Source organism: Paenibacillus sp. FW104-T2 (genome assembly GCF_058789975.1).
This window is the reverse complement of record NZ_JBYTCE010000038.1, coordinates 1-23,901: the sequence shown is the minus strand read 5'-3', so window position 1 is coordinate 23,901 and position 23,901 is coordinate 1. Positions and strand designations below refer to the sequence as shown.

The window sequence follows — 23,901 nt, the reverse complement described above, 5'->3', positions numbered from 1 at the left end:
ACCAAACCTCAACTAACTATGGTTCTAAAGAAAACATACCTCCTTCGAAATATTCTCTGAAATCTGATCACGTTGCTGCAAGGTTTAAATAACAAAAACAGTAGCAAATTCGTCAACATACATGGTATTAAAAATCCGCGGATTTATTTGTTTCACCAATTAAGCCACGGCATGATGAGGGAGTTTTTTGCAATTTCTTAATCCAGATTGATTACTAGAATATGCCAATTTGTGCTAAAATCGAAAGCAGGCTCTTGGTTTAGGGACCGCAATTGAACCGTGAAGTGAAATGGATCAGAGCATGATCAGGAGGTCTTAGGATATGGAAAAACGCATTCTGCTCGTTGAAGATGACAACGACATCCATCTGTTGATTGAAGAACAGCTAAAACAGGATCATTATAGCGTAGCATCGGCACGCGATGGCGAAGAAGCACTCGCGCTTTTTCAAAAAGAGAAATTCGATCTGATCTTGCTCGATTTGATGCTCCCCAAGGTAAACGGCATGGAACTACTCAAACATTTCCGAGAGACCAGCAAAGTTCCTGTCTTGATTATTTCTGCGAAAGGCAGCGACCTAGACAAGGCCATGGGCCTTGGGTTTGGCGCGGATGATTATATAAGCAAGCCTTTCTCCATGATCGAATTGACAGCCAGGGTTCAGGCGGCCATTCGGAGGGCAACGTTATACGCGGAAACGGAAAACAAACCTGGCGAGCCCCTCGTTATTACGTTTAAGGATCTCATTCTGGACTTGCATTCGTTCTCCGTAAAGGTAAAAGGAAAAAGCATGCCGCTCACTGCCAAGGAGTTCCATATTTTAAAACTGTTCCTAACCCATCAGAGCAGGGTGTTCACCAAGGAGCAAATTTATCAACTTATCTGGGAAGAAGATTATTACGGGAATGAGAACGTAATTAATGTACATATCCGGAGACTCCGGGAGAAAATCGAAGAGGACCCATCAGCTCCGCAATACATTCGGACGATTTGGGGAATCGGATATAGAATGGGGGATTAGTACGTGGTCCTTCTTTTATCCGTCATTATTGCCGTATTGGTTGGAATTATTGGAGTGCTATTTTATAGAGAAAAGAAGCGAAATCTAAGCATCCTGGAGATTACGAATAAAATATCCGATATTTTGGACCAGAATACGGCCGAGAAAGTGTTAGTACCCACAGGCGACCATGCCGTTAGGCAGCTGCTCACACAAATTAACCGTCTGCTGGATAACAAACAAAAGGTATTTGCGGACTATGCAAGAACGAAGGACAGCCAAAAAAAAATGATCTCGAACATGTCTCATGATTTGAAGACGCCGCTAACAGTGATTCTCGGGTACACGGAAAAACTGAATGATAAAAATGCATTAACCGCACAAGAAGAAGAGCAAGTCATTCAGCGGTTGAATACAAAAGTAAACAGTCTGATCACCTTGCTTAACCAATTTTTCGATCTTGTCAAAATCGAGTCGGAGGATTATGATATTCCGCTTAGCAAAATATCATTGAGCGAGGTTTGCCGGAACAGCGTTCTTGAGTTTTACGATCTGCTGGTTTCCAGAAATCTTCGGGTTGAGATAGACATACCGGAGCTACCCTTTTATTTTCATGGTAACAAGGATGCGCTGCATCGAATACTAAGCAATCTAATATCAAATTCCATTCGGTATGGAAGCGACGGCGGTGTGTTCGGGTTAACGGTTCGTGAAGAAGGGAAGTACGTGGTCGTAGACGTGTGGGACCAGGGCAAAGGGATTGCAGAGATCCATCAGGAACGTGTATTCGAAAGACTCTATACCTTGGACGATGCACGGAATCCGCAATTTCAAGGAAGCGGCCTGGGACTCAGTATTTCCAAGCGCCTAACGGAAGAAATGAACGGGTGGATTAGTCTAAGCAGCTCGGAGCCGTACCAAAAGACCATTTTCACTTGCAAATTCAAGCAATTACCCTTCTAGCGATTCATCCAAGAGATGTTGTTCTTTTGTTCAACGTCTCTTTTTTATTTCAGCCGCCCTCTTTTCACTTCATTCTTAAGAAACATGTAAGGAATGGGAAAGGAATAAGTCCATTCTCTGGTCTAAGATGGAGATAAATAACAAAAGAAATCAAATTGTCAACACAGGTGGTGGTCCTCATGAATTTCATTATTCAAACTACGGATTTGAGCAAAACCGTAAAAGGGAAATCCATTGTATCACGTGTCAATCTAAATGTAAGAAAGGGCGAGATTTATGGTTTGTTGGGTCCTAACGGCGCAGGTAAAACAACCATCATGAAAATGCTGACGGGACTCATTCTTCCGACATCCGGTGCGATTATGCTGTTTGGTAAGAAATTTTCAGAAACCTCGAAAGAGGGCCTCAAGAGGGTCGGGAGCATTATTGAATATCCAATATTTTTTGAGCACATGACGGCCATGGAGAATCTCCAAATTCATTGCGAATACTTGGGTTATTACGATAAGAGAGCAATACGTAAAGCCTTGGATCTGGTGAAATTGGAAGGGATTGAAGATAAAAAAGTGAAGGATTTCTCGCTTGGCATGAAGCAGCGTCTTGGCATTGCCAGGGCCGCAATCACCAGACCGGAATTGATCGTGCTGGATGAACCCACGAACGGGCTGGACCCGATCGGTATTAAAAACATGAGGGATTTGATTCGAACGCTGAACCAGGAATATGGGATTACGTTTGTCCTGTCCAGCCATATCCTAGGGGAAATTGAGCAGGTGGCCGATAGAATCGGCGTTATTCAACGCGGTCAATTGGTCGACGAAGTCACATTATCCGATATTCGAAGGCAGCGTACCGGCTATATTGAACTTTTAACCTCGAACGTGCAGAAATCCGCCTTTTTACTTGAACATGAGCTTCGAATATCCAATATCAAAATCGTCCAAGATCAGCGAATCCGAGTGTATGATACGGACGTATCGACCAGTCAAATTACAAAGCTGCTGATTGCGCATGAGATTGAAATCGAGGAGATCCAAAAAGTTAACAGTACATTAGAAGACTATTTCTATCATCAAATTCAGGGAAAGGAATGAATCCGATATGCTGAAATTAATCGAGCTGGAATGGAGGAAGCTGGAGCGTAAGAAAGTGATTGGTGAAGCGATAACGTACTGGCTTATACTCATGTTCTTGCCGGTATTTTTTCTCAAGGTCGTTTTTGCCGATATGCCAAACGTTCGTTTTGGAGAGAGTTATGCTGCGGCTTTGGACCTGATGATAGCCATTCAGATGGGGATTATTTTGTTCGGAGCGTCCCTGATCAATCATGTATTTATTGAAGAATACAAGAATAAGACGATAGCTCTATCATTCGGATATCCACTCAGCCGAAAAAGACTTGTTATGGCCAAGGTGCTGTTTATTGTGTTGGCGGTTTTCATCGGTACCCTGGTGTCCTTTGGAGTTAGTGGTATTGTGACCTTTGCGCTCAACCAGGTTATGGATGTTATTCGGGGAACGCCAACAGCAGCTGATTTGACGAACTATGCGATCCGAATGATTATACACTCCATCGCCGCAGCGCTTGCCTCATTAATTCCGTTATTTTTGTTCGGAATCTGGAAGAGGGCGGTCATCCCGACAGTCATTTGTGCAGTTTTCCTGATGCAGTTTCCTAATTTTCTCGGGCTGCTGCGGATTACTTTGAGTCCGGACTTTCTATATGTCATTTTCAGTGTATTGGGTGTGGCAAGCGTCATTTTATCCGTAAAGTTCATAAATAAACTTGGGGATTTTTAACGAAAGAATGTGGCGTGATGACGATTGAAGTTAAAACGGTTTGATGCCTAATGGAGATAGATTGAGTTATAGAGAAAAGCTGGGACGGAACCCTGCTATTGACTCACAGACTTATGCGGCGTTTTTAAGTTGACCCCGTACTTTGAGAAGATTAAAGGCCTGCCAAGGAGTTATAAAATGAAGTTGGGATCCGTCCGATGTGGATGGGGGCCTGATTTTTTACACAGTAAATGCGTTTGAAACAAACGGGCAGGTTATTTTAAAGCAGTACGAATTAAATGGAAAAGGAAGATGGACATTTGATAGTTCCAGAGTTAAAGTTTACACATGTAATATCAGAAGAATGGGGTGATCTTGAGAAGTTTTACGTTTGTATATATGCTTTTTAATATGTCGAGGGACAAGAACATGTTCCCATTAATGCCGCTATTTTAGCGGCTTTTTTATTTTATCGGTACAAGTTCGTGTCCCGAGCCAAGTACAAGAACTTGTATCGATTGCCGGAATGGACAAGAACATAGTCCGATTACCGATTAGATAACTATCTAAGTGGTCAAGGGAGCCTAACCTCGGCAAGCGCTTAAAAATTTGATAGCGATTGCTTTTGGGGATGGGGGATAATCACTATGTATATTTGCGTATTTTTGTGATTTTTGTCCTCCATATGTGTACAATGAATAAAAAAGATGCTACATTGAAATCAGTCTAAACCCCTTTATAACAAGGTTTTTCGAAGAATAAAATGTCTCCTGTGTGAGGACAATCGTATATCGAGGAGGGAATCGAATGTCAAGTCAAGTATTGGACCAATTTTTAAGTTCGAAAATCGAAGATCTAAAGAATAAAGGTCTATATAACGTCATTGATACGCTCCAGGGTGCAAATGGTCCGGTAATTATTATCGATGGAAAGTCTCTAATCAATTTGTCTTCCAATAACTATTTGGGATTGGCAACAGACCCTCGCCTGATTGATGCTTCAGTTAAAGCGTCGCAGACATTCGGCGCAGGCGCAGGGGCTGTGAGAACAATTAATGGCACGATGAATTTGCATAATGAACTTGAAGAAAAGCTGGCAAGTTTCAAAAAAACAGAAGCCGTTATCGTATATCAATCGGGATTTAATTGCAATATGGCTGCTATATCCGCGGTGATGGACCAGCATGATGCGATTTTATCCGATGAGCTGAACCACGCTTCGATTATTGATGGCTGCCGACTGTCGAAAGCCAGGGTCATTCGTTTTAAGCATTCAGATATGAACGATTTAAGAGAGCAGGCGAAAGCTGCTAAGGCATCCGGTCAGTACCAGAAAATTATGGTCATTACCGACGGCGTATTCTCCATGGATGGTGATATAGCAAAGCTTCCCGAAATCGTGGAAATAGCAGAAGAATTCGATCTGATTACTTATGTCGATGATGCACACGGTTCGGGCGTTCTGGGAGCAGGAGCAGGAACCGTGAAACATTTTGGATTGTCCGACCGCATTGACTTTCAAATTGGTACTCTTTCCAAGGCGATCGGCGTTGTCGGCGGTTATGTGGCGGGGAAGAAAAAACTAATCGAATGGTTGAAGCAGAGAAGTCGTCCGTTTCTGTTCTCGACAGCGCTACCTCCAGCTGCAATCGCTGCTTGTAGCGCTTCTGTTGATATTTTGATGAATGACAAGGAGCTTATCGAGAAGCTATGGGAGAACAGTCATGATCTGAAAAATGGCTTGAGACGGCTTGGATATGATGTAGGCCAAAGCGAAACACCGATCACACCTTGTATCATTGGCGATGAAGTAACTACTCAACAGTTCAGCAAACGGCTCTATGAAGAAGGCGTGTACGCCAAGGCAATCGTATTTCCGACAGTCCCGAAAGGGACCGGGAGAATACGGAACATGCCGACGGCTGCCCATACTAGGGAGATGCTTGACCAGGTGATCTCTGTTTATGAGAAAGTTGGCAAGGAAATGAAACTGATTTAGATGCATTTGCGGAAATCTATTTCGGGAGGAATGCCTTATGGAGAAGATTTTGGTGACTGGAGCACTGGGCCAAATTGGTTCTGAGTTAGTTATGAAATTACGTGAGATTTATGGTGCGGATCACGTTGTTGCTACGGACCTCAGGCCATCAGCCCACGAAATTACCCGATCCGGACCATTCGAGCTGCTGGACGTGACGAATGATAAGGCGATGTTCGAAATCGCCAAGCGGTACGAAGTGGATACTGTCATCCATCTGGCAGCGCTGCTGTCGGCTACCGCAGAGGAGAAACCGCTGCTTGCCTGGAATTTGAATATGGGCGGATTGATGAATGCACTTGAAATATCCAGAGAGCTCGGCTGCCAATTGTTCACTCCAAGCTCCATAGGATCTTTTGGTCCTTCGACTCCAAAAGACAATACCCCGCAAGATACGATCCAGAGGCCCAATACGATGTACGGCGTAAACAAGGTGTCCGGTGAACTGCTTTGTGATTATTATTTTCACAAATACGGCCTGGATACCAGAGGGCTGCGCTTCCCAGGTTTGATATCTTATATGACGCCTCCCGGCGGAGGAACGACAGACTATGCGGTGGAAATCTATTATGCAGCCGTAACGACTGGCCGGTATACATCCTATATTGCCAAGGACTCAAACATGGACATGATGTATATGCCCGATGCCCTGAATGCAATCATCGATTTAATGGAAGCGGATTCATCCCGGTTGACGCACCGAAACTCATTTAATGTTACTGCAATGAGCGTGGATCCGGAGGCAATCGCTGCAGCGATTCGAGAAGAGTTACCCGGCTTTGTCCTCGATTATGAGGTTGATCCGAAAAGACAGGCAATTGCCGATAGTTGGCCGCATTCCATTGATGCGACGGCAGCGAAAACAGAATGGGGATTTCATGCCCGCTACGACTTGAAGGCCATGACGAAGGATATGCTTTCACAGCTAAGCGAGAGACAAATGCTTCGCAAGGCTTAAAGTTATTATGAATTGGCAGTGCAAAACGTGTAAATAGATTGCCTGAATGGAAAAAACATGTTCCCATTCTGATTAGAAAGGTGAAGTTATAAAAACCGACCTTAATCCGATTTTTAGTCGAATTTAAGGTCGGTTTGTTCGTTTAATGCAATGACACTAATTAATAATGTAATAAGATAACTCAGTATCTCATAGTGAGACATTCGTTTTTAACAGATTCTTTACGAATCCAAACTGTCAATTATGCTCTTGATATTTTTAATTGTTGCAAAGTGCATTGCTTCATGGTAAATCAGAAAAGCCAGTAATTCTTCTACGTTTGAAAAGATAAGTCCTGTAGAAGACTTGTAATGAGGTTTGATTTCTTCTTTCAATTTGCTTGAAAGTACCGATTCAACCCTTTTAATTTGATTAGTTAACAAATCGATTATTTGAGACAACGATGGAGGCTCTATATTCCAGTCAGACGGTTGCGTTCCTGGATCAAACCACTTGCTAAAATTAGCAGGATAATTGGTTTCTTCCCCTGCAAGTTGGAAAGCGAACTTTTCATGTATAACATACATGTGGCCTAGATTCCATTTTATATTGTTTTTTAAACCTGGTGGAATGATTTCTGAGGCAGAGTCATTTATAGTCCTCACATATTCAACTGCCTGATGGCGAACAAATCCCAATTGATCTGCGACAACATTGCTCATGGTATTGCCCCCCTATAAAGTCTCTAAGGAATCGTTAAGAAAAAATCACTTGTTTTTTGGGTGAAGAAATTCAACCAGTTTTACTAAAAACACTTTTACGTCAGTGACCAGCGTTGCTTTTAGAAATAGAAGTTGAGACTCGTTGTGATAAATTTGCCAAAGCACGTTCAAAATAGGATTCATCATGAAGTGCTCTACTTAGAATTAATGCCCCTTGGATACTAGCAATTGTTTCCTCTGAAATTTGTTCAGCCGTCTCTTTGGAGATACCTGTTTGAACTAGTGCCGCGCTTAAGGCTTGAATCCATCGTATAAAATATTGCCGAATTACAGCAGCGAATCGATCTCTTGTATCGTCCAATGCGAATGCACCAATTAGGCATATACGCTGACCAGATTGAAAATAAGTATCGACCTCTTGCCACATACGATCAATGGCTGCCCGGGGTTCATTCTGTTCGAGCGGTTCAAAAATGTTCTTGATAAACCATTGATCAATATGAGCAAGAATTTCAGCAGCCATCTCATCTTTTCCACCCGGAAAGAAATAATATAAGCTTCCTTTAGATAGACGCGTCCGGGCCGTAATTTTACTCAAAGATGCCCCCTCATAACCTAATTCACGAAATACCTCAGTAATGAGAGGGATGACATCAGATTTTTCAAAAACAGTGCGAGTCATAGGTTTAACTCACTTAGGCTTGGGTGTTCAGCAGGGCGCGCGCCGAGAGGCCAATGAAATTTTCGTTCCTCTTCCTTAATCGGCATGTCATTTATCGAAGTAAATCTACGCTTCATCAAGCCGTCGTCAGCGAATTCCCAATTCTCGTTTCCATACGATCTAAACCAATTGCCGCTATCATCATGCCATTCATATGCGAATCGAACGGCAATACGTTTATCCGTAAATGACCAAAGCTCCTTGATCAGGCGGTAGTTCAGTTCTTTTGCCCATTTTCTAGTTAATAAAGAGACAATTTCTTGGCGGCCTGTTATAAATTCGCTCCGATTTCTCCAATAACAATCCTCAGTATACACAAGTGAGACACGCTGAGGGTCTCGGCTATTCCAGCTGTCTTCGGCCATACGCGTTTTTTGGATTGCTGTCTCACGAGTGAATGGGGGAGTTAAATTATTCATTACATTTTCCTCGCTTTCTATACCGTTTGTATCAGTATAAACCGATCGGTTTATAAATGCAAGTTCATATTAGTGTGGGCCTCAGTTATTCTCTCAACATATCAGATTGCTTTATCTGACAAATGTGAATTCCTTGTAGTTGACTATTCAGTATAGCTATAGTCGTACTGAATAGAGGGTGCGGATATGTAGCAAAAATTATTACCTTTGTCTGAAACCATGCATTACGTCAACCTCTCCATGGCTATGCCGTAATGCAGAAGATAGATGAAACAAGTAAAGATACTGTGATTTTTGCAGCCAGTTGTATGGTGATTAGAGGGAATTGTAAACTAGGAATGAGAGAAACGCAGGAATAGATATATATATTATCGTAATTTGCCCTTTAATTCATTAAGCTAACGGTAGGATAGTAGAAGATCATTCGCGGTGAACCGTATCACTATTAGTGGTAAAGTGAAGAGCGGAGGTTTTGTTTAGTCTTCAAAAGCACAATATAATTTTTTTTGAAAAGTGTTGTAACAGAAAGGAACCATCATTCGAGGGCTCCTTTCTGTTCTATCTCACCAGCTACTGTTCGTATGCATTTATAACTTTAATCATCGATCTTCAAGTTTGCCAAGTTAGTTGATTGGGTGTGGGGTAGAAGATAACAAGCTGTCGGCATTTCTTGCACGGCTTGCTATTTCTGTCCTTCAATTTATTAGGAATTGCATCTACTCTTTTCTTGAGCTAATGCGTACGTTCCTTCTCCCTCTTTCATACTTGGCCTTCTCAAGATACAAACTGTTTCACATGTTCAAATGGCCATTTATATCATACTTAGCGCCAACTTTTAAATGAGCAATCAGTAGCACAACCCCAAGCAGCAAACACTTGCCGTGCGGACTCATCCGCCGGTACAAAGAATTCGATTCGCGGGTAAGCTTGATAGGTCACAGCAAGGTGTAATTGGTTATACTGAATAGGTTTACGTTCTGCTGAGCACGGCTGCCTTGCGAGGAAGTGTTTCGCCGTATTTAAATCCTGCTCAATCGTCCATGCCTCTCTATTCCAAAATTCGCGCAGCTCTGCGTATTTATCCATCATCCTATGAAAACGCGCATATTTAGGGTCAATAAATAGAGCTGGGTGGTGGCTCTTAAAGGCTTGAATGCCAACAATTCCATGGGATTCCCAGCGGGCCTGTGACTTTTCGTCAAAGGAAGAAGCCTTTCGGATAGGCATAGCCTCATTAAAGTGAAGATCAATCATATTAGGCGGATTGGATGCAAAATTGGACAGACCAAACAAATTACAGAAAGCCTCATTAAATCCGACGATATCCAGCACATCGGTCACGATCATCCCCGGATAAGGCAACTGATGCAGCATGGATCTGGCTTGGTCCAGAACCCGGTCCAATTGTCGGCCAGATAAGGGAAGGGGAATCGGTACATAACCTGCGGATAGAAGCAGATCATTCCGTTCTTCGCCTGTGCAATCCAAATAATTCGCGATGTCCATAAGGGTTTGACGATCAGGCAAGCGCTGTGAACGTCCTGTCAGCAAGTTTTTGTATGTGCCGCAAGCCTCATCATTCAATTCCTGTTGGGTATATCGCTTCATGTTCTGGATCCGGGAGGCAATCTTACCCGGGTTCTGTTGCCGCTGTATCCGAAGCCGTTCAATCGTGTCTAGTACACGCTTTAATTCAGCAGCACTACTATCTTGACTTGATGTCGGCATGTTGTTCTCCCCTTTCAAAAAACAGGTGTAGTTCTGCACTTGGGAAATGAAATTCCTGCGGATATACTACAAAGTATACCAATTCACCATGTGTTGAAAAAAGGGGGAATTATGATGATACGTGCGATTTTTGTCAACCCGCACAACAAGAATCCATTCACTATTCAGGAAGTAGAAACACCGCAAGCACAACCTTGGGAGACCATCGTGGAAGTTAAAGCCTTCTCGCTTAATCGCGGCGAAGTCGTCGATGCCATCCTGCGCCAGGAAACGAGCAGGCCCGGCTGGGATTTCTCCGGTGTTGTACGCCAGGAGGCCTTAAACGGGGTCGGCCCGAAGAAAGGAAGCCGTGTAGTCGGTTTATTGCTAACGGGAGCCTGGGCGGAGCAAATCGCGGTACCTGCCCTGACTCTTGCTGAAATTCCAGATGAGATCACCTTCGAACAAGCTGCTGCCTTACCAGTTGCAGGCCTCTCTGCTCTGTACGCCTTGCGTAAAGGAGGACTCTTGCTAGGCAAGCGAGTGTTAATTACAGGTTCAACCGGAGGGGTCGGTGCATTCGCTCATCAATTGAGTGCCTTATCTGGAGCTTATACAATCGGCGTTGCACGTTCCGAGTCCAAGGCCAAGCAAGCAATGGCTTTTGGCGCAAATGAAGTCCTTGTTGGGGAAGACGTGACGAAAGCCATCGCAACGAATGGCCCGTATGACTTTATCATCGATTCCGTTGGCGGAGATACACTCGCGGCTCTTTTCCCACAGTTGATCCCACAAGGCGTCTGCGTATCCCTGGGTCATTCTTCTTCAGATACCTCTACTTTGCACATGGTCGGTTTAGGCGGAAGGACGTTGTATAGCTTTTTTCTCGGTGAAGAAATGAACCACCATGCGCCTTCGCAAGATCTTGCCATGCTCACTCGGTTGGTTGGAGCAGGGAAATTGCAGACGGGTATCGCGGTCCAAGAATCCTGGGAGCAGATTGATTCCGTGGCACGTCAATTAATCCATCGCCGTTTTACAGGCAAAGCTGTGCTAACGATCTAAATATGAACCTTGTAGGATGTTAAAGAACTAATAAAATCATGAACTTGCTCACCATATTGATTCCCTGTAAAATGCAGTAAAATTAAAACTATCCCAGATAGAGATTCTGATAGCTTGATTAACGATCATTTTTAGATAGACTATGGGTAGCAAAAAAAGGATTGGGGGAATCAATATGGGAGATGTATGGACAAGTTCTATGCATGGTGCACCTTGGACTAAAGGGAAAATGAATAAAGCGATTAAGCAACTGGGACATCGGGCGCTTATTTCATTTGTAATTGATATAGATAAGCTCGAAGATTTAGAAGAGTTAGATAAGCATGTATTTGCTAAACGTCCGGATTTAGTATTATCTGTTCGTCAAATTGATATGAAAGGATGTTACACAGAAGAATTATTACAGATTATAGCTGATTTAAAGCATATAACAGCTTTACAATTAAATCTTCTTCACCATATTGATCTGAGTATGCTTGGTAAACTAGAGCGATTGCAGTTTTTATCAATTACAAGTACCATGCCGGTAAACATTAACTTTATTTCAAACTTTAGAAATCTTCAATATCTCTCGTTAAATGGAAAATTTGCAGACTTAACGCCGATAGGCGATGCAACTGAACTTGATACACTCATTTTGAGTACTACTATTCATGAAGTTGATTTTGTTCTTCGATTAACCCAATTGGAGTGTCTATTTATACATGATTGTACCTTGAAAGGATCCCTTGCAGTACTTGCGAATTCTACTATTAAAATACTTAGCTTAGCTAATATACGTAACTTAACGAATTTGGATGATATAGCTTCAATGCATAATCTTACTTATTTACGATTATCTTTGTCTAAGGTGGAAGCTTTATGTGATTTCTCTAAAATGCATAACCTTAGACAGCTGGAACTGGATAATATGAAAGCGTTAAAACATATAGATCATTTGTGGTCAGCACAACTTCTTGAAATGTTAGAACTAAGGCAAATTTCCACAAGTATTAAAGCCAAGGATTTAGAGGCTTTAGTTGAAATGAAGTACTTACAACAATTGGATTTTCGGTTTATTGATTTTAATAAAGGAAGGATTGCAGCATTACGCAACTGGTTTAATCAAGCAGGAAAGGAGCATATCCTCTATGAGAATATTGCTGAAAACAAGCGAATGAAGTCCATGTGGCTATTACATTTAAAAAATCATATAGGCTAAAATAAACTTCGAAAATCTACAAGTGGTGCACAAGACTAGGCATGTCTTAAACTTTCCGAAGACGATGTACTAGTAGAAAAGGATCTCTTCTACATTACAAAAATGGATTAAAGGGGCGTGAGACATTATGTTAAATCGATTCAGCTGGAAAGAAAATGATATTTATTTTGTACCTGTGACAGACTCAGTTTCAACAGTTGTTCAATTACTCCAAAAGCCTTATATTATCATGTTTAATATTTTTTTGGAGAATTCAATCTCAGCATGGGATAAGGTTGAATTACAGGATATTCAAGAAATTCGAGTTATTCGTGTGTTGAAGTCAGCTGTTAAGTTGGTAGCAAAGCAAAAATTGAAGGATACAGCAATGATCCCTAAAACAGATGTGGAACTACCCAAACATTATATTAGCCAGGATTTTGGGAATCGTCGATTCAATCTGGTGTCCATAGATCCCAAAATTGGCGATATGGGGATGGGCAATCCTATCGTGGAAACGGATATCTATCCCATGAATTCACTTGAACGTTTAGAGCGTTATGAACTAACCGCATTACATACTGCTAAAGATCTGATGCATAGGCTTTACTGGTCATACTCTGTTAATTTCGGGTTGGATAAGTATAAGGAGTATTACATGAATTGCATTGCTCCGGTTCCTGTACACGAATGGAACCAGGAGTACTTAAATGCTGGAGGATACTCTTTCTAAAGGTAATCATAAATGAGACAAGTCGAGTCACTTAAGAAGGGGAAATTCACAATGAAAGATAAGTCGCTTGAGAAAAAGCATGGGGAACTCGTAAAAATGAAACTAAGAGAATTATTACTGCCTCATGGCTTTTTTAGAACGAAGCCTAGCTTTTATACAAGACTATACGAGGATAGAATTGAGTTTATACATCTGCATAAATTGACATCTGGTCCCTTCTATAGAGTACATACGGGGATACGATTTCTATTAGATGATCTGGACTACGTAGCTTTAAATGGAATTCAAGCAAATGGATATAAAAATGAATATTCAATACATTATAACTTTAGATATCATAAAGATGAGGATTCTATCCTTAGATGTGCAAATCAAATATTGTTATTTGTAGAGAATGAGGCCATTCCTTGGTTTGATATATGGCGAAACGAAGATGTTTTACATACTAGACAAGATAGTCCACTAAGGGAAGAATTGATGTATAAATACAACATGTTAAAAAAAGAAAATAAAGAAAATGATGAAATCATCTCCAAAAGTAAAGAACTATTAGGTATTAAGGAATAAGTAATAAATGGCCGCTGCTTTCGTTTTTGAGAAGATTATTTACAATAAACAAAAACGAAAAATACGACATTTTAGCAACATTCATGGAGAGCAATTTACGGACTGGTACGTACTCATTTCGTTTAGTCAAGGATTGATTGGTAAAAGTTTATACGCAAATTATTGAGCGGAAACAGGTCGTCGGAAAGCTCGTATAAACGCATCGGCCAAAAGAACTCGTCGTTCGCCATGGCTTGAGAATCATAGCGTCTGAACTCTGTTTCCAGGGCTTCGGCCGCTTGTTGCGGATCGCTGCCAGATTCAATTCGCCGCTGGACCACAGGTATTCAGATTGCTCTATTTCAAAGGGATTCAGACTTTCAAAACGGGTTTTAAGTTCTCGAATAACAGGCTCCATAGCTGGACCTCACTGAAAATTATCGACCGGTCGGCAAAATAAAAAAAATCAAAAATAGGATATTATAATCATACCATTAATTGATCATGTCGAGGGATAAGAACATCAGAAGTCGCTATTTTAGCGGCTTTTTTACTTTATCGGTACAAGTTCTTGTCCCAAGTCAAGGATAAGAACTTGTACTATAGCTGGAATGAACAAAAATATAGTCCGAATGCCGATTAGGCGTGTATCTAATCGTCATCTTGCCCTTCAATTCATTAAACTAACGTGCAAGTTAGTTTAATGTATCGTATTCGAGTAATTCGTGAACCATCGGCTACTTATAATAATTTTTCCATAGCCATCACATCTACAAATTTTCCTTCCAGAAAGCCTTGATTCTGAAATACACCTACTTCCCGGTATCCAGCTTTATGATATAGGCTCTGACCAAGCGTATTAAATGGAAAGGTGAAAAGAACAAACTTATAAAAGTTATTCTGTTTACCGATTTCCTCTAATTTCTGAAGTAACTGTTTTCCGACTCCTTTACCGCGATGATCACGACGAATATAAATGGAGAGGTCACCGACACCATCATACGCGCTTCTAGCATTATATGGATTGATAGAAGCCCATCCGACCACTTGATCATTCTCTTCGGCTATAAGTACCGAGTAACGCCCATGGTGCTTGTTAAACCATTCAGACATGTAAGCTTCATCTTTGATTGCTGTTTCTAGCGTGGCAATGCGGTCTTCAATACCTTGGTTATAAATAGTCAGAATGCTTCCCAGATCCACTTCGGTAGCTTGCCGCAGAATTACCATGTTGATCACTCCTTCGTTTTACTTTTGTATATTTTTATATATCACAATGTAACTTGAAATGGAAAGAAGACGAATAATAAAAAAAAAATTTGCAATCTGCAAATAATGAAGGTATAACTATAACAAGAGGTGAGGTAATTGGAAAGCAACGTAAGAGAGATGTTTCAGATCATGACACGGCGTTTTGGATTATTGGATAAAAACTGTTGCACTGCAGGAGGGCTAGATATTTCACTTGTTCAGAGTCATATCATTTATGAAATTGATCGTAAACATAATCCATCCATTCAGCAAGTGGCAGATGCACTTTCCATTGACATCACGACGTTTAGCCGCCAGGTTCAAAGTCTCGTAAAGTTGGGTTTGGTTCAAAAAACACCCTTACCTGAAGATCGACGGATTTACATATTATCCTTGACTACACAAGGTAAGTTTGTTGCTACGGTCATTGATGAGCAGATGAATGATTATTTAAAAGAAGTCTTTTCGCATATGTCTGAATTTGAACGGGATATGGTCATCAACGCCGTCAAACTGCTAAACGAAAGTATGGCGAAATCCAGCGTATGCTGTACACCACTGGGATAATAAATAATTATCCCCTTTATTTAATATATTATTTGCAAAATGCAAATAATTAAGAGGAGGAAACTAAAAATGATTAAAAATATTCCTGTGAACCATGTGAACTGCTGCGAAGCACCAGTACAAGAGAAGGGCAACTTACCTGTTGCGATCATTGGAGCTGGACCGATTGGTCTTGCGGCAGCAGCACAACTCATTTCAAAAGGTGAGCCATTTATGTTGTTTGAAGCTGGAGATGAAGTTGGGGCAAACATTCGAAAATGGGAACATGTACGACTGTTCTCGCCATGGGAGTATAACATCGATAAAGCTGCTAAAGAGTTACTGCTATCGGTGAATTGGGTTGCTCCACAAAACGAAAAGATCCCAACGGGTAAGGACATTGTTGAGCATTATCTAAAACCTTTGGCTGCGCTGCCTGAATTAAGTCCAAATGTGCATTTGAATACGAAAGTTACTGCGATCAGCCGCAAAGGGTTAAGCAAAGTGAAAACAAGTGGACGTGAGAAACTGCCGTTTGTGATCCATGCTGAACAAAACGGATCTTCGTTTATTTATGAAGCGCGGGCTGTTATCGATGCCTCTGGGACATGGTCCAATCCTAACCCGCTTCGATCAGACGGTATATTTACAGAAGAGGAAAAAGCGCTTCATAGCCACATTTCATACGGTATTCCTGCAGTATTAGGAAAAGAGGGAAATCGATATAGCGGCAAGAAGGTGCTTGTTGTAGGAAGCGGACATTCTGCGATTAACACGTTGCTTGAACTTGCCGAGCTTCAAAATGAGGAGTCGGGGACTGAGATTATTTGGGCTATTCGCAAATCAAATATCGAGGATGTTTATGGCGGGCGAGAATTAGATGGGCTACAGGCAAGAGGTGAACTGGGTACTCGGATTCAAAAATTGGTTGAATCCGGTGCTGTAAAGGTCCTGACAGCATTTCATATTGAAAAGCTTCAAAAACAAGGTGAACAGATCCAGGTTTCCGGAACCATTAAAGATGAACAAGTGGTTATTGATCAGATCGATGAAATTGTAGGTAACACAGGTTCTCGCCCTGATTTATCGATGGTGCGAGAAGTGCGGGTATTAACGGACCCAAGCTTAGAATGTGTTTATGAGCTTGCGCCATTAATTGATCCCAATGTGCACAGCTGCGGTACAGTTCGACCACATGGCGAAAAAGAACTGCGCCAACCTGAAAAGGATTTTTATATCGCAGGTGCCAAGAGTTATGGAAGAGCGCCAACTTTTTTAATGGCAACGGGATATGAGCAAGTCAGATCCATTGTAGCAGCACTAGTGGGAGATATGGAGTCAGCACAAAAAGTAGAACTGGAACTGCCGGAGACGGGGGTTTGCAGTCAAGGCGCTAGTAGCACGGACAGCTGCTGTGAACCGGTTCAAGTGAAAGAAGCCACTACAAATTGCTGCTCTCCTTCAAAAACGAAAAGGTAGGATCAAATTCCTGCTGCGGATAATCAAGAATGTAGAGCTACTGGATCCGAATCGTGATGCAGTAGCTTTTTTGGTGTACAAAATCCCTTATATTCGTTATTGCTTATATAAGGGACTCAGTAAAATATATCAAATCAAAATTGCAGTGACCATGGATTTAGTAAAGAACGATAAAAATACAAATTGAGTTAAATTAACTATTGTCTAACTAATCGCTCATTTAGGATTTTATCAAGGGGGATATCGATACTTTTACTAAAGTTCAAAGCTTTACTTAGCATAGGTTTTTCAGAATTCGCCCAGAGAAACAGTTATCCTGAAGAAGTCGCCATTTTGGCGACTTTTTTGTTTTGGAACCAAATTCTTGTCCCTAGCCGAGGACAAGAATTTGGTTCCGATTAATGATTATACAATTGTGTAATGAAAATCGACTGTATAGCGGATTACCATTGATACATTTGTGTGCAGAAACGAAAACATTTACATGATCGGATAATGATTAGCCGTTTCATCGTTTTGTTGGGCAATAGCTATCGCTTGAGCTATACGTCCGGTTATAACGTCCAACTTCGTCAGATCGTTTAAGAGATGAAACAGTAATGGATTGAGAAAGCGAATTAGGCTACACAGGGGATGGGGAAAAGCGCTTGTTGCAGAAGGGAAATTCGCGCCGAGCACGGCTGTATGCTGTTCAATCCGTTTAAGCTGGCAAAGAAAGAGTATGTTCTTCTTAAAATAGACTATGAATAGCACAATTTAAAAATCGATGCCTTCACATTCATTTTAATGATGAAATAAATTTATCAGATGTTTTGTAAACCGGAGCTTAAACGCTCCGGTTTTATTGTACACCAATAAGTTTTAAGGGTGTGTTGAAAAGGTGATAGCGTTCCTAATCCGTAGCATTCTAAGGATTCTCAGTCAGACTGGACAAAGGAACGGTCATTTCCTGCTCCGAGTTTCCGATCGGATAGATTCGAGCCGTTTCATCCTCATTCACATGCTGGATTACGATAGGGGCATCCTGGTAAGTTACATTTTTCATAATGGCCGATTCCGAAATTTCAATCGCTCTTTGTCTGTTCATGAGAGTTCTCCTTATTCTGAAAGCTTGTTTGATTGATCAAGATGACGGTGCGTCGCTTTTTTAATTTCTTGGTCGAGTTTCAATTGTCCTTGAATTTCTGCAGCCGCCTCCATCTGATGATTCAGCTGCTGTTCGATCTGTCCGATTCCATGCGCCTCTTGTTGCTGTTTGCTCTTAGCCAAAACGATCCCTCCATGGTTGTAATAAGATCTTTATAATCTCTGTATCACTACATTGCACCAAACAGTAGGAGCTTATGCAAAAGTTTTTCATGTACTGTGATTTAATTACCATGTTGTTACATCGGATAGGAGAATCTTCCTAACATGTACAGAAAGAGAGAGCCGATTGTAAAGTAGGTGCATATGGTGACCCATTTCGATTTTAGTGCTGTAAAATTGGAAGCTTTCATGCAATTTTTTACACTCGGTCTAAACTAGTGGGGTATTCACCCCATACCTTCATCAAGATCAGTTCAAGTGTCCGTTTCGTCCTGTTTAGTTTTTCATAACTTATAGAGTGATAGGATTGGATGAAGACAGTAAGTTCGTTTAGACAGGAAGGGTTACAAGATTTTAAGAGGAGGCGGAAATATGACAAGAAAAGTCGTGATTGAGATTAACTTCAACAACTACGGTTTTGACCCGCAGCGTCTGACGAGGGAATGGTTGGAGCGGAGAATGGACATTTTTCGCAGATACACGCTGAACTGTCTCAAGGCACAGACGAACCAGGATTTCCTGACCGTAGTAAAGCTCTCGAAGGAATCAGGAGATTTGATGCAGGAAATTTTGGCAGAGCAGGAACCATTGCCGGCCAATATCCGTTTCGGTACGCATATCGAGAGTGTTCGCGCCATACTCTCCTTTGCTGAAGGACATGAAGATATCTATATTGCCAGACTGGATTCGGATGACCTGTACCACAGAACGTTTGTCCAGCAGCTTTATAGCGTGCAGCCAAAGCCAGAGACGATAGCACTAATCAACCAGAACGGATATCTGTGGGACAGCGTCAATAATGAGATGGCACCGACGTTCCATCGTTCACCGCAGTTCTATGTGTATCTGTATAAAACGGAGCAATACGCCTCAGGATACCGCATCAAGTTACCGGGCAGAGGCACTCATGGGAACGTCATCGATCTGCCACATGAGTTGCTGGCTCCACGCAATTATATCAATGTCGTTCATTCCAGCAATACCTCGGTAAAAAAGGTTCCACTTAAAGATCGGCTGAATGGAGGCGAGATAGAACAGGTATTACGGGAATTCATGGTCTGACCAAAGGTGTACTTGATATGAATTCAAAGAGAGCGGAAATATCCGCTCTCTACATCCTAGATCATTCATGAACATCAAAGGAGGGCTAAGCGCGTGTCTAAGGAAAAAAAACTCATTGTTGAAATGCTCTTTAATAACTGGGGAGCGACAGCGGATCGACTGACTATGCGATGGATAGAATACAGAATAGATTTATTCATGAAATATGCACTCAAAAGCCTACTCCTTCAATCTTCTCAGGATTTTACCTGCTATGTGCTGTATGACCCGATGTCAGAGAAGCTTATAAATGAGATACTTAAAAAGTATCCTTCCCTGCCGTCCAATATCTGCTTTGTAACACCTAAAGATTACCAGTCTCATATTATCCGAGATATTGAAAAGTTCAAGTATTTGTACCGCGTGTATCTGTCCAGTGACGATATGTATCACCAAGATTTCATCAAAAAGCTGCACGCCTATAAACCTCACAAAGATACGGTTGCCTTAATACCGCAATACGGCTATATCTACGACTCGGTACAAAAGCGGCTGGGAAAATTTTTTTTCTGGCTTCCCAGCTACGGTGTAACTATTATCAAAGTGGATGAGTATTTGAGAGGACAAGCGGCCCGTTATACCTGGCGCGATGCATTTAAGGTTCCCAGGGAATTCATTCATATCAACGAACCAATATGGATTAATCATATTCATGGACAGAACACAGGTACAACCTTTGCCAATGCACTGGCCTGGAAAATAGCAAATGTTCATGATGCTTGTACGTTGGAGCCTTGGAATAACAATAAACAACCTAAAGCTGCTTTCGGTCCTGAGATCACAGAGCCAAATGAGATCGAACAGATCCTGAACCGCTTTTTCTAACTGTGATTGTGGGTAATAGACTTTTGACTGAGCATAAGAAAGAAATCACGCATTATATCCGCCCCGGAAAACTTTAGGAACGTCACAAAGAAGGAATGGACAAGGGACTTTGTAGTCTGTACCGCCGAAGCTTCCAATAATACTAGGTGCGGAAAAGAATATGGAATAATTAACAAGGTTATTGACTACTCTCGTAATATAATCTATCTCTCCAAAATGTATATAGAAAGGTGACAAGCGTCAAATTTACAAAACACATTATCACACATATTGCTGCCTGGCTAGTAACCACGGGCCTTATCATTTACCAAATTGTAAGTTCAACGTTACACGAGGTTGAGAGTCTCACTGCCAAAGAGGAGTACGGAGTATTGAGATACACCTCCGAAGGCGACACAAGTCCACCGTTCATGGTTATTATCGTTGGCTTTTTGCTCGCTGTACATTCTAAGGGGTGCTAAAATTGCTTGTTATTTAGTGTATTGGTAGAGGACATTTAATGGAATGACATATAATATAGAAAAATAAGTTGGATTTTGGGCACTCTAAAGTCACTCACTGCTTTGTGTTGAATAGCAAGTTTTCATTCGGAGCTTTCGATGTGACGTGTTTAACGTTTGCCAGTTCACCGAATGTTTACGTCTTCTACGATACGACGAGCAAGCCGCTGACGACGATCGAAATGGGACATGGGACAAGAAGATACTCTCATTGAAGTCGCTATTTAAGCGGCTTTTTTTATTTTATCGGTACAAGTTCTTGTCCCAAGCCAAGGACAAGAACCTGTACCGATTACCGTGTTGAACAAGAACATGTTCCTATTGCCGAATAGGCGTAGATCTAATCGTTATTTTGCCCGTTAATCCTTAAACTAACGGGCAGGTTAGTTTAACTACTTACTCAGAAGAGACATTTAAAAGGAGGCCAAATTAAAGGGACGATATCATATAATTAAGACGGGTACTATGATTTTTTATATCTACATAGAGAGGGGACCACGTATGAATCAAAGACCATCTGAAGAAGAATACTCCGGGGACTTCGGCGAGTATATCCGGTTGGTGCCGGAAGGTAACATTATCGATATTCTGCTAATTCAGGAAAAGCAAATGACAGAGTTGCTGGCATCGTTGACCGAAAGCCAGGGCGCGTATCGGTATGCGGAAGGAAAATGGACGTTGAAAGAAGTCGTGGGCCACATCACGGACGTAGAACGCATCATGACCTACCGCCTGCTCAGATTCTCAAGAGGGGACCAGACAACTCTGCCCAGCTTTGACCAGGAGTTATTCATGCCTCCTTTCGGAAGCTGGACAATTGCGCAATTGACCGAAGACTACCGGGCTGTACGTCAATCGTCGATCACGCTGCTGCGCGGGCTGCCGGCGGAGGCGTGGTCCCGCAGGGGCAAAGCCAGCAACTTAAGCATTACGGCGCGCGCCCTTGCGTATGTCTGCGCGGGACACGAACTTCATCACATGGGGATCATTCGAAATCGGTACTTGAGTTAGACGCCAGGAAGATCGGGACGGAAGCTGCACGTACAACCCGGCTTCCGTCCTTACTTTATCGCATGATCTTCCCACCCCGTTTGTTCAGGAAGCTCGCAGGTGGTGAAGCTAACGAGAAACGTTAGCGTATAATGACAACAAGAAAGCAGCCGAACATTGTGATCGGCTGCTTTTGTTCAACTAACGTGCAGGTCAGTTTCAATTCGTTCCCCCTAAAAAACTAAACGCTTAAACAACCGTTCCCCGGTTGAATACCGGGAAACGGCCTCAGCTAAAGTTTTATCTTTGTAATGTCACAGGACAACCTGCCCGGCTGAACAGAGAACTCTTAACAGAACGCTTTAAAAAAAATATATCATGCAAACATTGCGAAATACAGGGCTACATCGTTATGAGAGATGTAACTGGGCTATTCCCACTAGGCTGGCCCAGATCAACTATCTCATATTCCGTTTGCAAATCGTCAATTTAAGTTCTGACGCGCCCATTCCGCCATGGTAATTCCAGGACGTCCTAGCACTGTCAAGACGTCGTCACGGACAACAATCTGAGCAGTCATTTGACCAGCAACAGCTAATTTCATTGTAATCACGGCACTCTCCATGTAGGCACGTTCGCCAACATCAAATACTTGAGAAACCTCCGCTTCCAGCACAGATGGATCGAGTGTATAACAATTGATTTTTTTTCCTGAAGTCTCAGTTAGAATGTTAGCAACTTCTGGACCGGTTAATACTTCCGTGCTCAGATAGTAATTAACACTGGCATGTTTCTCCGGACCCTCTCGCAACACCGTAGCAGCCACAGCGGCAATATCTTCTGCGAATACCCAGCCTTGTTGCGCTTCCTTCCATAAGACTGAAAATGAACCCGTTTCCTGTAAAGCAGGAAGTGTGAAGATACTATCAGTGATGACATTCGGATGCAGATGTGTCCAAGCAATTCCACTGGCTTCGATATAGGTTTCTATAAGGTCGTGCCAGTTAAAGTGAGGAATAAGATCACGACGGGAGGTGAAGACTCCCAGATGAACGATGTGACTGACGCCTGCATCGACCGCTGCGTCGACTAGATGTTTACTTTGTATTAACATATCCGATGTGTAACCAGTCAATAAAAATACCCGATCGACATTCGCTAGAGCTGCAGCGAAGGTTGTTGGCTCATTAAGGTCAAGGACTACGGCTTCACGACCCTCAGTTTGCCACATTTCAGCAGTTTCTTGGCGACTTGTCGCCAGACGCAAGATGACGCCTTTATCGTTTTTATCAAATTCTTTAACAACTTTTGAACCGACTTTTCCAGATGCTCCGATAAGCAATACTCTTGGTGTTGTCATATCATATTCCTCCAAATTGTTTATATATAGAACTGCTTAGTTCCGTAAAAGGATCATAGCAAAGTTATTTACAGAACGCAATAGTATCGTATTATGGAAAGAAAATGGTATACTTAATTTTTAAAATACAAAGCTTTACCTATAGGAAAGGTGGCAAAGGTTTATGTCACATGAAAATGAAAAAAAATACCCTACAGAAGAAAAAAGAGGGCGTCCTCTCGATTTGTCACGTAATAAGGTCATTCTTGAGACAACGTTAGAATTGTTAGCAGAAAAAGGCTATGACTTATTAACCATAGATGCAGTTGCTATCAAAGCAAAAGTCGGTAAAGGGACAATATACAGACGTTGGTCTTCTAAAATGGAACTTGTCATTGACGCTGCCATGTTGACGAATCCCCTTGAGGCGTCCATAAATAAATTAAATACAAATCAGGACTTGCGTGGACAATTGATTGATCTGCTTTCTCTGCTATTCATGCAGGATAATAAAAAATACCAAAAAGCGATGAATGCGATCTGTAACGCTCTAAATGAACAATTAGATCAAGGAATGCGTGATGCTTTTTACTGGAGTTACAGAAATATGATCACATCCATTCTCCAACCTTATGTAAAAGAATATCAACTTACTGACGACGATATAGAGCTAATCTCCGATATTGGACCTGCGTTAGTCATGTATAATAATCTTTACTCCAGGAATCAGTCTAATAATGCTCAGTATATAGA

General features: G+C 41.8%; 24 protein-coding genes and 1 pseudogene. 17 read left to right on the top strand and 8 right to left on the bottom strand.

Annotated elements, in window-relative coordinates; genetic code table 11:
* Positions 1 to 322: 322 nt before the first annotated feature.
* The 6 genes from AC3WQ3_RS28035 to AC3WQ3_RS28010 all read left to right on the top strand — a co-directional run bounded on the left by AC3WQ3_RS28035 (position 323) and on the right by AC3WQ3_RS28010 (position 6,737).
* On the top strand, positions 323 to 1,021 hold the full coding sequence (locus tag AC3WQ3_RS28035; protein WP_492474305.1) for a response regulator transcription factor: 699 nt from the start codon (positions 323 to 325) through the stop codon (positions 1,019 to 1,021).
* A gap of 3 nt (positions 1,022 to 1,024) precedes the next feature.
* The gene (locus tag AC3WQ3_RS28030; RefSeq protein WP_492474304.1) at positions 1,025 to 1,963 is read left to right on the top strand and encodes a sensor histidine kinase; all 939 of its coding nucleotides are present in this window, start codon (positions 1,025 to 1,027) and stop codon (positions 1,961 to 1,963) included.
* Between the two features lie 179 nt (positions 1,964 to 2,142).
* On the top strand, positions 2,143 to 3,057 hold the full coding sequence (locus AC3WQ3_RS28025) for an ABC transporter ATP-binding protein (RefSeq protein ID WP_492474303.1): 915 nt from the start codon (positions 2,143 to 2,145) through the stop codon (positions 3,055 to 3,057).
* A gap of 7 nt (positions 3,058 to 3,064) precedes the next feature.
* Positions 3,065 to 3,763, top strand: a complete 699-nt coding sequence (locus AC3WQ3_RS28020) for an ABC transporter permease (RefSeq protein ID WP_492474302.1) — start codon at positions 3,065 to 3,067, stop codon at positions 3,761 to 3,763.
* Positions 3,764 to 4,549: 786 nt separating this feature from the next.
* A complete protein-coding gene (locus tag AC3WQ3_RS28015; RefSeq protein ID WP_492474301.1) occupies positions 4,550 to 5,740 on the top strand; it encodes a glycine C-acetyltransferase in 1,191 nt (396 codons plus the stop codon).
* Positions 5,741 to 5,777: 37 nt separating this feature from the next.
* Positions 5,778 to 6,737 carry an L-threonine 3-dehydrogenase gene (locus AC3WQ3_RS28010; protein ID WP_336781574.1) on the top strand — a complete coding sequence of 320 codons (960 nt, stop codon included), beginning with the start codon at positions 5,778 to 5,780 and terminating at the stop codon, positions 6,735 to 6,737.
* A 221-nt stretch (positions 6,738 to 6,958) separates the two neighbouring features.
* Here AC3WQ3_RS28010 and AC3WQ3_RS28005 read toward each other — a convergent pair whose 3' ends face one another.
* The 3 genes from AC3WQ3_RS28005 to AC3WQ3_RS27995 all read right to left on the bottom strand — a co-directional run bounded on the left by AC3WQ3_RS28005 (position 6,959) and on the right by AC3WQ3_RS27995 (position 8,578).
* Positions 6,959 to 7,438 (bottom strand): DinB family protein, encoded by a 480-nt coding sequence (locus AC3WQ3_RS28005; protein ID WP_492474300.1) that lies wholly within the window; start codon positions 7,436 to 7,438, stop codon positions 6,959 to 6,961.
* 100 nt (positions 7,439 to 7,538) lie between these two features.
* Entirely contained in the window at positions 7,539 to 8,120 is a 582-nt protein-coding gene (locus tag AC3WQ3_RS28000; protein ID WP_492474299.1) for a TetR/AcrR family transcriptional regulator, read from the bottom strand.
* Positions 8,117 to 8,578, bottom strand: coding sequence for a nuclear transport factor 2 family protein (locus tag AC3WQ3_RS27995; RefSeq protein ID WP_492474298.1), 462 nt, complete (start codon positions 8,576 to 8,578; stop codon positions 8,117 to 8,119). The genes AC3WQ3_RS28000 and AC3WQ3_RS27995 overlap by 4 nt, the downstream gene beginning before the upstream one ends.
* A 219-nt stretch (positions 8,579 to 8,797) precedes the next feature.
* Between AC3WQ3_RS27995 and AC3WQ3_RS27990 the strand changes: the two are divergent.
* Positions 8,798 to 8,889, top strand: a pseudogene (locus tag AC3WQ3_RS27990) (PadR family transcriptional regulator); the annotation flags it as partial.
* Between the two features lie 511 nt (positions 8,890 to 9,400).
* Here AC3WQ3_RS27990 and AC3WQ3_RS27985 read toward each other — a convergent pair.
* Positions 9,401 to 10,306: an MmyB family transcriptional regulator gene (locus tag AC3WQ3_RS27985; RefSeq protein WP_492474297.1), complete on the bottom strand. Its 906-nt coding sequence runs from the start codon at positions 10,304 to 10,306 to the stop codon at positions 9,401 to 9,403.
* A 114-nt stretch (positions 10,307 to 10,420) separates the two neighbouring features.
* Between AC3WQ3_RS27985 and AC3WQ3_RS27980 the strand changes: the two genes are divergently transcribed.
* The 4 genes from AC3WQ3_RS27980 to AC3WQ3_RS27965 all read left to right on the top strand — a co-directional run bounded on the left by AC3WQ3_RS27980 (position 10,421) and on the right by AC3WQ3_RS27965 (position 13,830).
* Complete coding sequence (locus tag AC3WQ3_RS27980) at positions 10,421 to 11,350, top strand: zinc-binding dehydrogenase (RefSeq protein WP_492474296.1); 930 nt, start codon at positions 10,421 to 10,423, stop codon at positions 11,348 to 11,350.
* Between the two features lie 175 nt (positions 11,351 to 11,525).
* Positions 11,526 to 12,551 (top strand): leucine-rich repeat domain-containing protein, encoded by a 1,026-nt coding sequence (locus tag AC3WQ3_RS27975; protein ID WP_492474295.1) that lies wholly within the window; start codon positions 11,526 to 11,528, stop codon positions 12,549 to 12,551.
* Positions 12,552 to 12,678: 127 nt separating this feature from the next.
* Positions 12,679 to 13,263, top strand: coding sequence for a hypothetical protein (locus tag AC3WQ3_RS27970; protein ID WP_492474294.1), 585 nt, complete (start codon positions 12,679 to 12,681; stop codon positions 13,261 to 13,263).
* A gap of 51 nt (positions 13,264 to 13,314) precedes the next feature.
* Positions 13,315 to 13,830, top strand: a complete 516-nt coding sequence (locus AC3WQ3_RS27965; RefSeq protein WP_492474293.1) for a hypothetical protein — start codon at positions 13,315 to 13,317, stop codon at positions 13,828 to 13,830.
* Positions 13,831 to 14,550: 720 nt separating this feature from the next.
* Here the strand turns inward: AC3WQ3_RS27965 and AC3WQ3_RS27960 are convergent.
* Positions 14,551 to 15,039, bottom strand: coding sequence for an arsinothricin resistance N-acetyltransferase ArsN1 family A (locus tag AC3WQ3_RS27960; protein ID WP_492474292.1), 489 nt, complete (start codon positions 15,037 to 15,039; stop codon positions 14,551 to 14,553).
* Between the two features lie 159 nt (positions 15,040 to 15,198).
* Between AC3WQ3_RS27960 and AC3WQ3_RS27955 the strand changes: the two genes are divergently transcribed.
* Positions 15,199 to 15,627 (top strand): MarR family winged helix-turn-helix transcriptional regulator, encoded by a 429-nt coding sequence (locus AC3WQ3_RS27955; protein ID WP_029881702.1) that lies wholly within the window; start codon positions 15,199 to 15,201, stop codon positions 15,625 to 15,627.
* Between the two features lie 69 nt (positions 15,628 to 15,696).
* A complete protein-coding gene (locus AC3WQ3_RS27950; RefSeq protein WP_492474291.1) occupies positions 15,697 to 17,085 on the top strand; it encodes an NAD(P)-binding domain-containing protein in 1,389 nt (462 codons plus the stop codon).
* Positions 17,086 to 17,992: 907 nt separating this feature from the next.
* On the opposite strand, the gene AC3WQ3_RS27945 is transcribed toward AC3WQ3_RS27950, so the two are convergent.
* Entirely contained in the window at positions 17,993 to 18,172 is a 180-nt protein-coding gene (locus AC3WQ3_RS27945) for an H-type small acid-soluble spore protein (RefSeq protein ID WP_336781560.1), read from the bottom strand.
* Between the two features lie 11 nt (positions 18,173 to 18,183).
* Positions 18,184 to 18,354 (bottom strand): hypothetical protein, encoded by a 171-nt coding sequence (locus tag AC3WQ3_RS27940; RefSeq protein ID WP_492474290.1) that lies wholly within the window; start codon positions 18,352 to 18,354, stop codon positions 18,184 to 18,186.
* 411 nt (positions 18,355 to 18,765) lie between these two features.
* On the opposite strand from AC3WQ3_RS27940, the gene AC3WQ3_RS27935 reads away from it, so the two are divergent.
* From AC3WQ3_RS27935 to AC3WQ3_RS27925, 3 genes are all read left to right on the top strand, one after another.
* The gene (locus AC3WQ3_RS27935) at positions 18,766 to 19,455 is read left to right on the top strand and encodes a glycosyltransferase (RefSeq protein ID WP_492474289.1); all 690 of its coding nucleotides are present in this window, start codon (positions 18,766 to 18,768) and stop codon (positions 19,453 to 19,455) included.
* Between the two features lie 93 nt (positions 19,456 to 19,548).
* On the top strand, positions 19,549 to 20,319 hold the full coding sequence (locus tag AC3WQ3_RS27930) for a glycosyltransferase (RefSeq protein WP_492474288.1): 771 nt from the start codon (positions 19,549 to 19,551) through the stop codon (positions 20,317 to 20,319).
* A 1,001-nt stretch (positions 20,320 to 21,320) separates the two neighbouring features.
* Positions 21,321 to 21,830: a DinB family protein gene (locus AC3WQ3_RS27925; protein ID WP_492474287.1), complete on the top strand. Its 510-nt coding sequence runs from the start codon at positions 21,321 to 21,323 to the stop codon at positions 21,828 to 21,830.
* Between the two features lie 463 nt (positions 21,831 to 22,293).
* On the opposite strand, the gene AC3WQ3_RS27920 is transcribed toward AC3WQ3_RS27925, so the two are convergent.
* Positions 22,294 to 23,169, bottom strand: coding sequence for an NmrA family NAD(P)-binding protein (locus AC3WQ3_RS27920; RefSeq protein WP_492474286.1), 876 nt, complete (start codon positions 23,167 to 23,169; stop codon positions 22,294 to 22,296).
* Positions 23,170 to 23,332: 163 nt separating this feature from the next.
* On the opposite strand from AC3WQ3_RS27920, the gene AC3WQ3_RS27915 reads away from it, so the two are divergent.
* On the top strand, positions 23,333 to 23,901 hold a 569-nt coding region (locus AC3WQ3_RS27915; RefSeq protein WP_492474285.1), incomplete at its 3' end, for a TetR/AcrR family transcriptional regulator.

What these genes read in the sequence shown, in the direction of transcription:
- AC3WQ3_RS28035 (WP_492474305.1), top strand. Translation starts at nt 323, where the DNA reads ATGGAAAAACGCATTCTGCTCGTTGAAGATGACAACGACATCCATCTG.
- AC3WQ3_RS28025 (WP_492474303.1), top strand. Translation starts at nt 2,143, where the DNA reads ATGAATTTCATTATTCAAACTACGGATTTGAGCAAAACCGTAAAAGGG.
- AC3WQ3_RS28020 (WP_492474302.1), top strand. Translation starts at nt 3,065, where the DNA reads ATGCTGAAATTAATCGAGCTGGAATGGAGGAAGCTGGAGCGTAAGAAA.
- AC3WQ3_RS28015 (WP_492474301.1), top strand. Translation starts at nt 4,550, where the DNA reads ATGTCAAGTCAAGTATTGGACCAATTTTTAAGTTCGAAAATCGAAGAT.
- AC3WQ3_RS28010 (WP_336781574.1), top strand. Translation starts at nt 5,778, where the DNA reads ATGGAGAAGATTTTGGTGACTGGAGCACTGGGCCAAATTGGTTCTGAG.
- AC3WQ3_RS28005 (WP_492474300.1), bottom strand. Translation starts at nt 7,438, where the DNA reads ATGAGCAATGTTGTCGCAGATCAATTGGGATTTGTTCGCCATCAGGCA.
- AC3WQ3_RS28000 (WP_492474299.1), bottom strand. Translation starts at nt 8,120, where the DNA reads ATGACTCGCACTGTTTTTGAAAAATCTGATGTCATCCCTCTCATTACT.
- AC3WQ3_RS27995 (WP_492474298.1), bottom strand. Translation starts at nt 8,578, where the DNA reads ATGAATAATTTAACTCCCCCATTCACTCGTGAGACAGCAATCCAAAAA.
- AC3WQ3_RS27985 (WP_492474297.1), bottom strand. Translation starts at nt 10,306, where the DNA reads ATGCCGACATCAAGTCAAGATAGTAGTGCTGCTGAATTAAAGCGTGTA.
- AC3WQ3_RS27980 (WP_492474296.1), top strand. Translation starts at nt 10,421, where the DNA reads ATGATACGTGCGATTTTTGTCAACCCGCACAACAAGAATCCATTCACT.
- AC3WQ3_RS27975 (WP_492474295.1), top strand. Translation starts at nt 11,526, where the DNA reads ATGGGAGATGTATGGACAAGTTCTATGCATGGTGCACCTTGGACTAAA.
- AC3WQ3_RS27970 (WP_492474294.1), top strand. Translation starts at nt 12,679, where the DNA reads ATGTTAAATCGATTCAGCTGGAAAGAAAATGATATTTATTTTGTACCT.
- AC3WQ3_RS27965 (WP_492474293.1), top strand. Translation starts at nt 13,315, where the DNA reads ATGAAAGATAAGTCGCTTGAGAAAAAGCATGGGGAACTCGTAAAAATG.
- AC3WQ3_RS27960 (WP_492474292.1), bottom strand. Translation starts at nt 15,039, where the DNA reads ATGGTAATTCTGCGGCAAGCTACCGAAGTGGATCTGGGAAGCATTCTG.
- AC3WQ3_RS27955 (WP_029881702.1), top strand. Translation starts at nt 15,199, where the DNA reads ATGTTTCAGATCATGACACGGCGTTTTGGATTATTGGATAAAAACTGT.
- AC3WQ3_RS27950 (WP_492474291.1), top strand. Translation starts at nt 15,697, where the DNA reads ATGATTAAAAATATTCCTGTGAACCATGTGAACTGCTGCGAAGCACCA.
- AC3WQ3_RS27945 (WP_336781560.1), bottom strand. Translation starts at nt 18,172, where the DNA reads ATGAACAGACAAAGAGCGATTGAAATTTCGGAATCGGCCATTATGAAA.
- AC3WQ3_RS27935 (WP_492474289.1), top strand. Translation starts at nt 18,766, where the DNA reads ATGACAAGAAAAGTCGTGATTGAGATTAACTTCAACAACTACGGTTTT.
- AC3WQ3_RS27925 (WP_492474287.1), top strand. Translation starts at nt 21,321, where the DNA reads ATGAATCAAAGACCATCTGAAGAAGAATACTCCGGGGACTTCGGCGAG.
- AC3WQ3_RS27920 (WP_492474286.1), bottom strand. Translation starts at nt 23,169, where the DNA reads ATGACAACACCAAGAGTATTGCTTATCGGAGCATCTGGAAAAGTCGGT.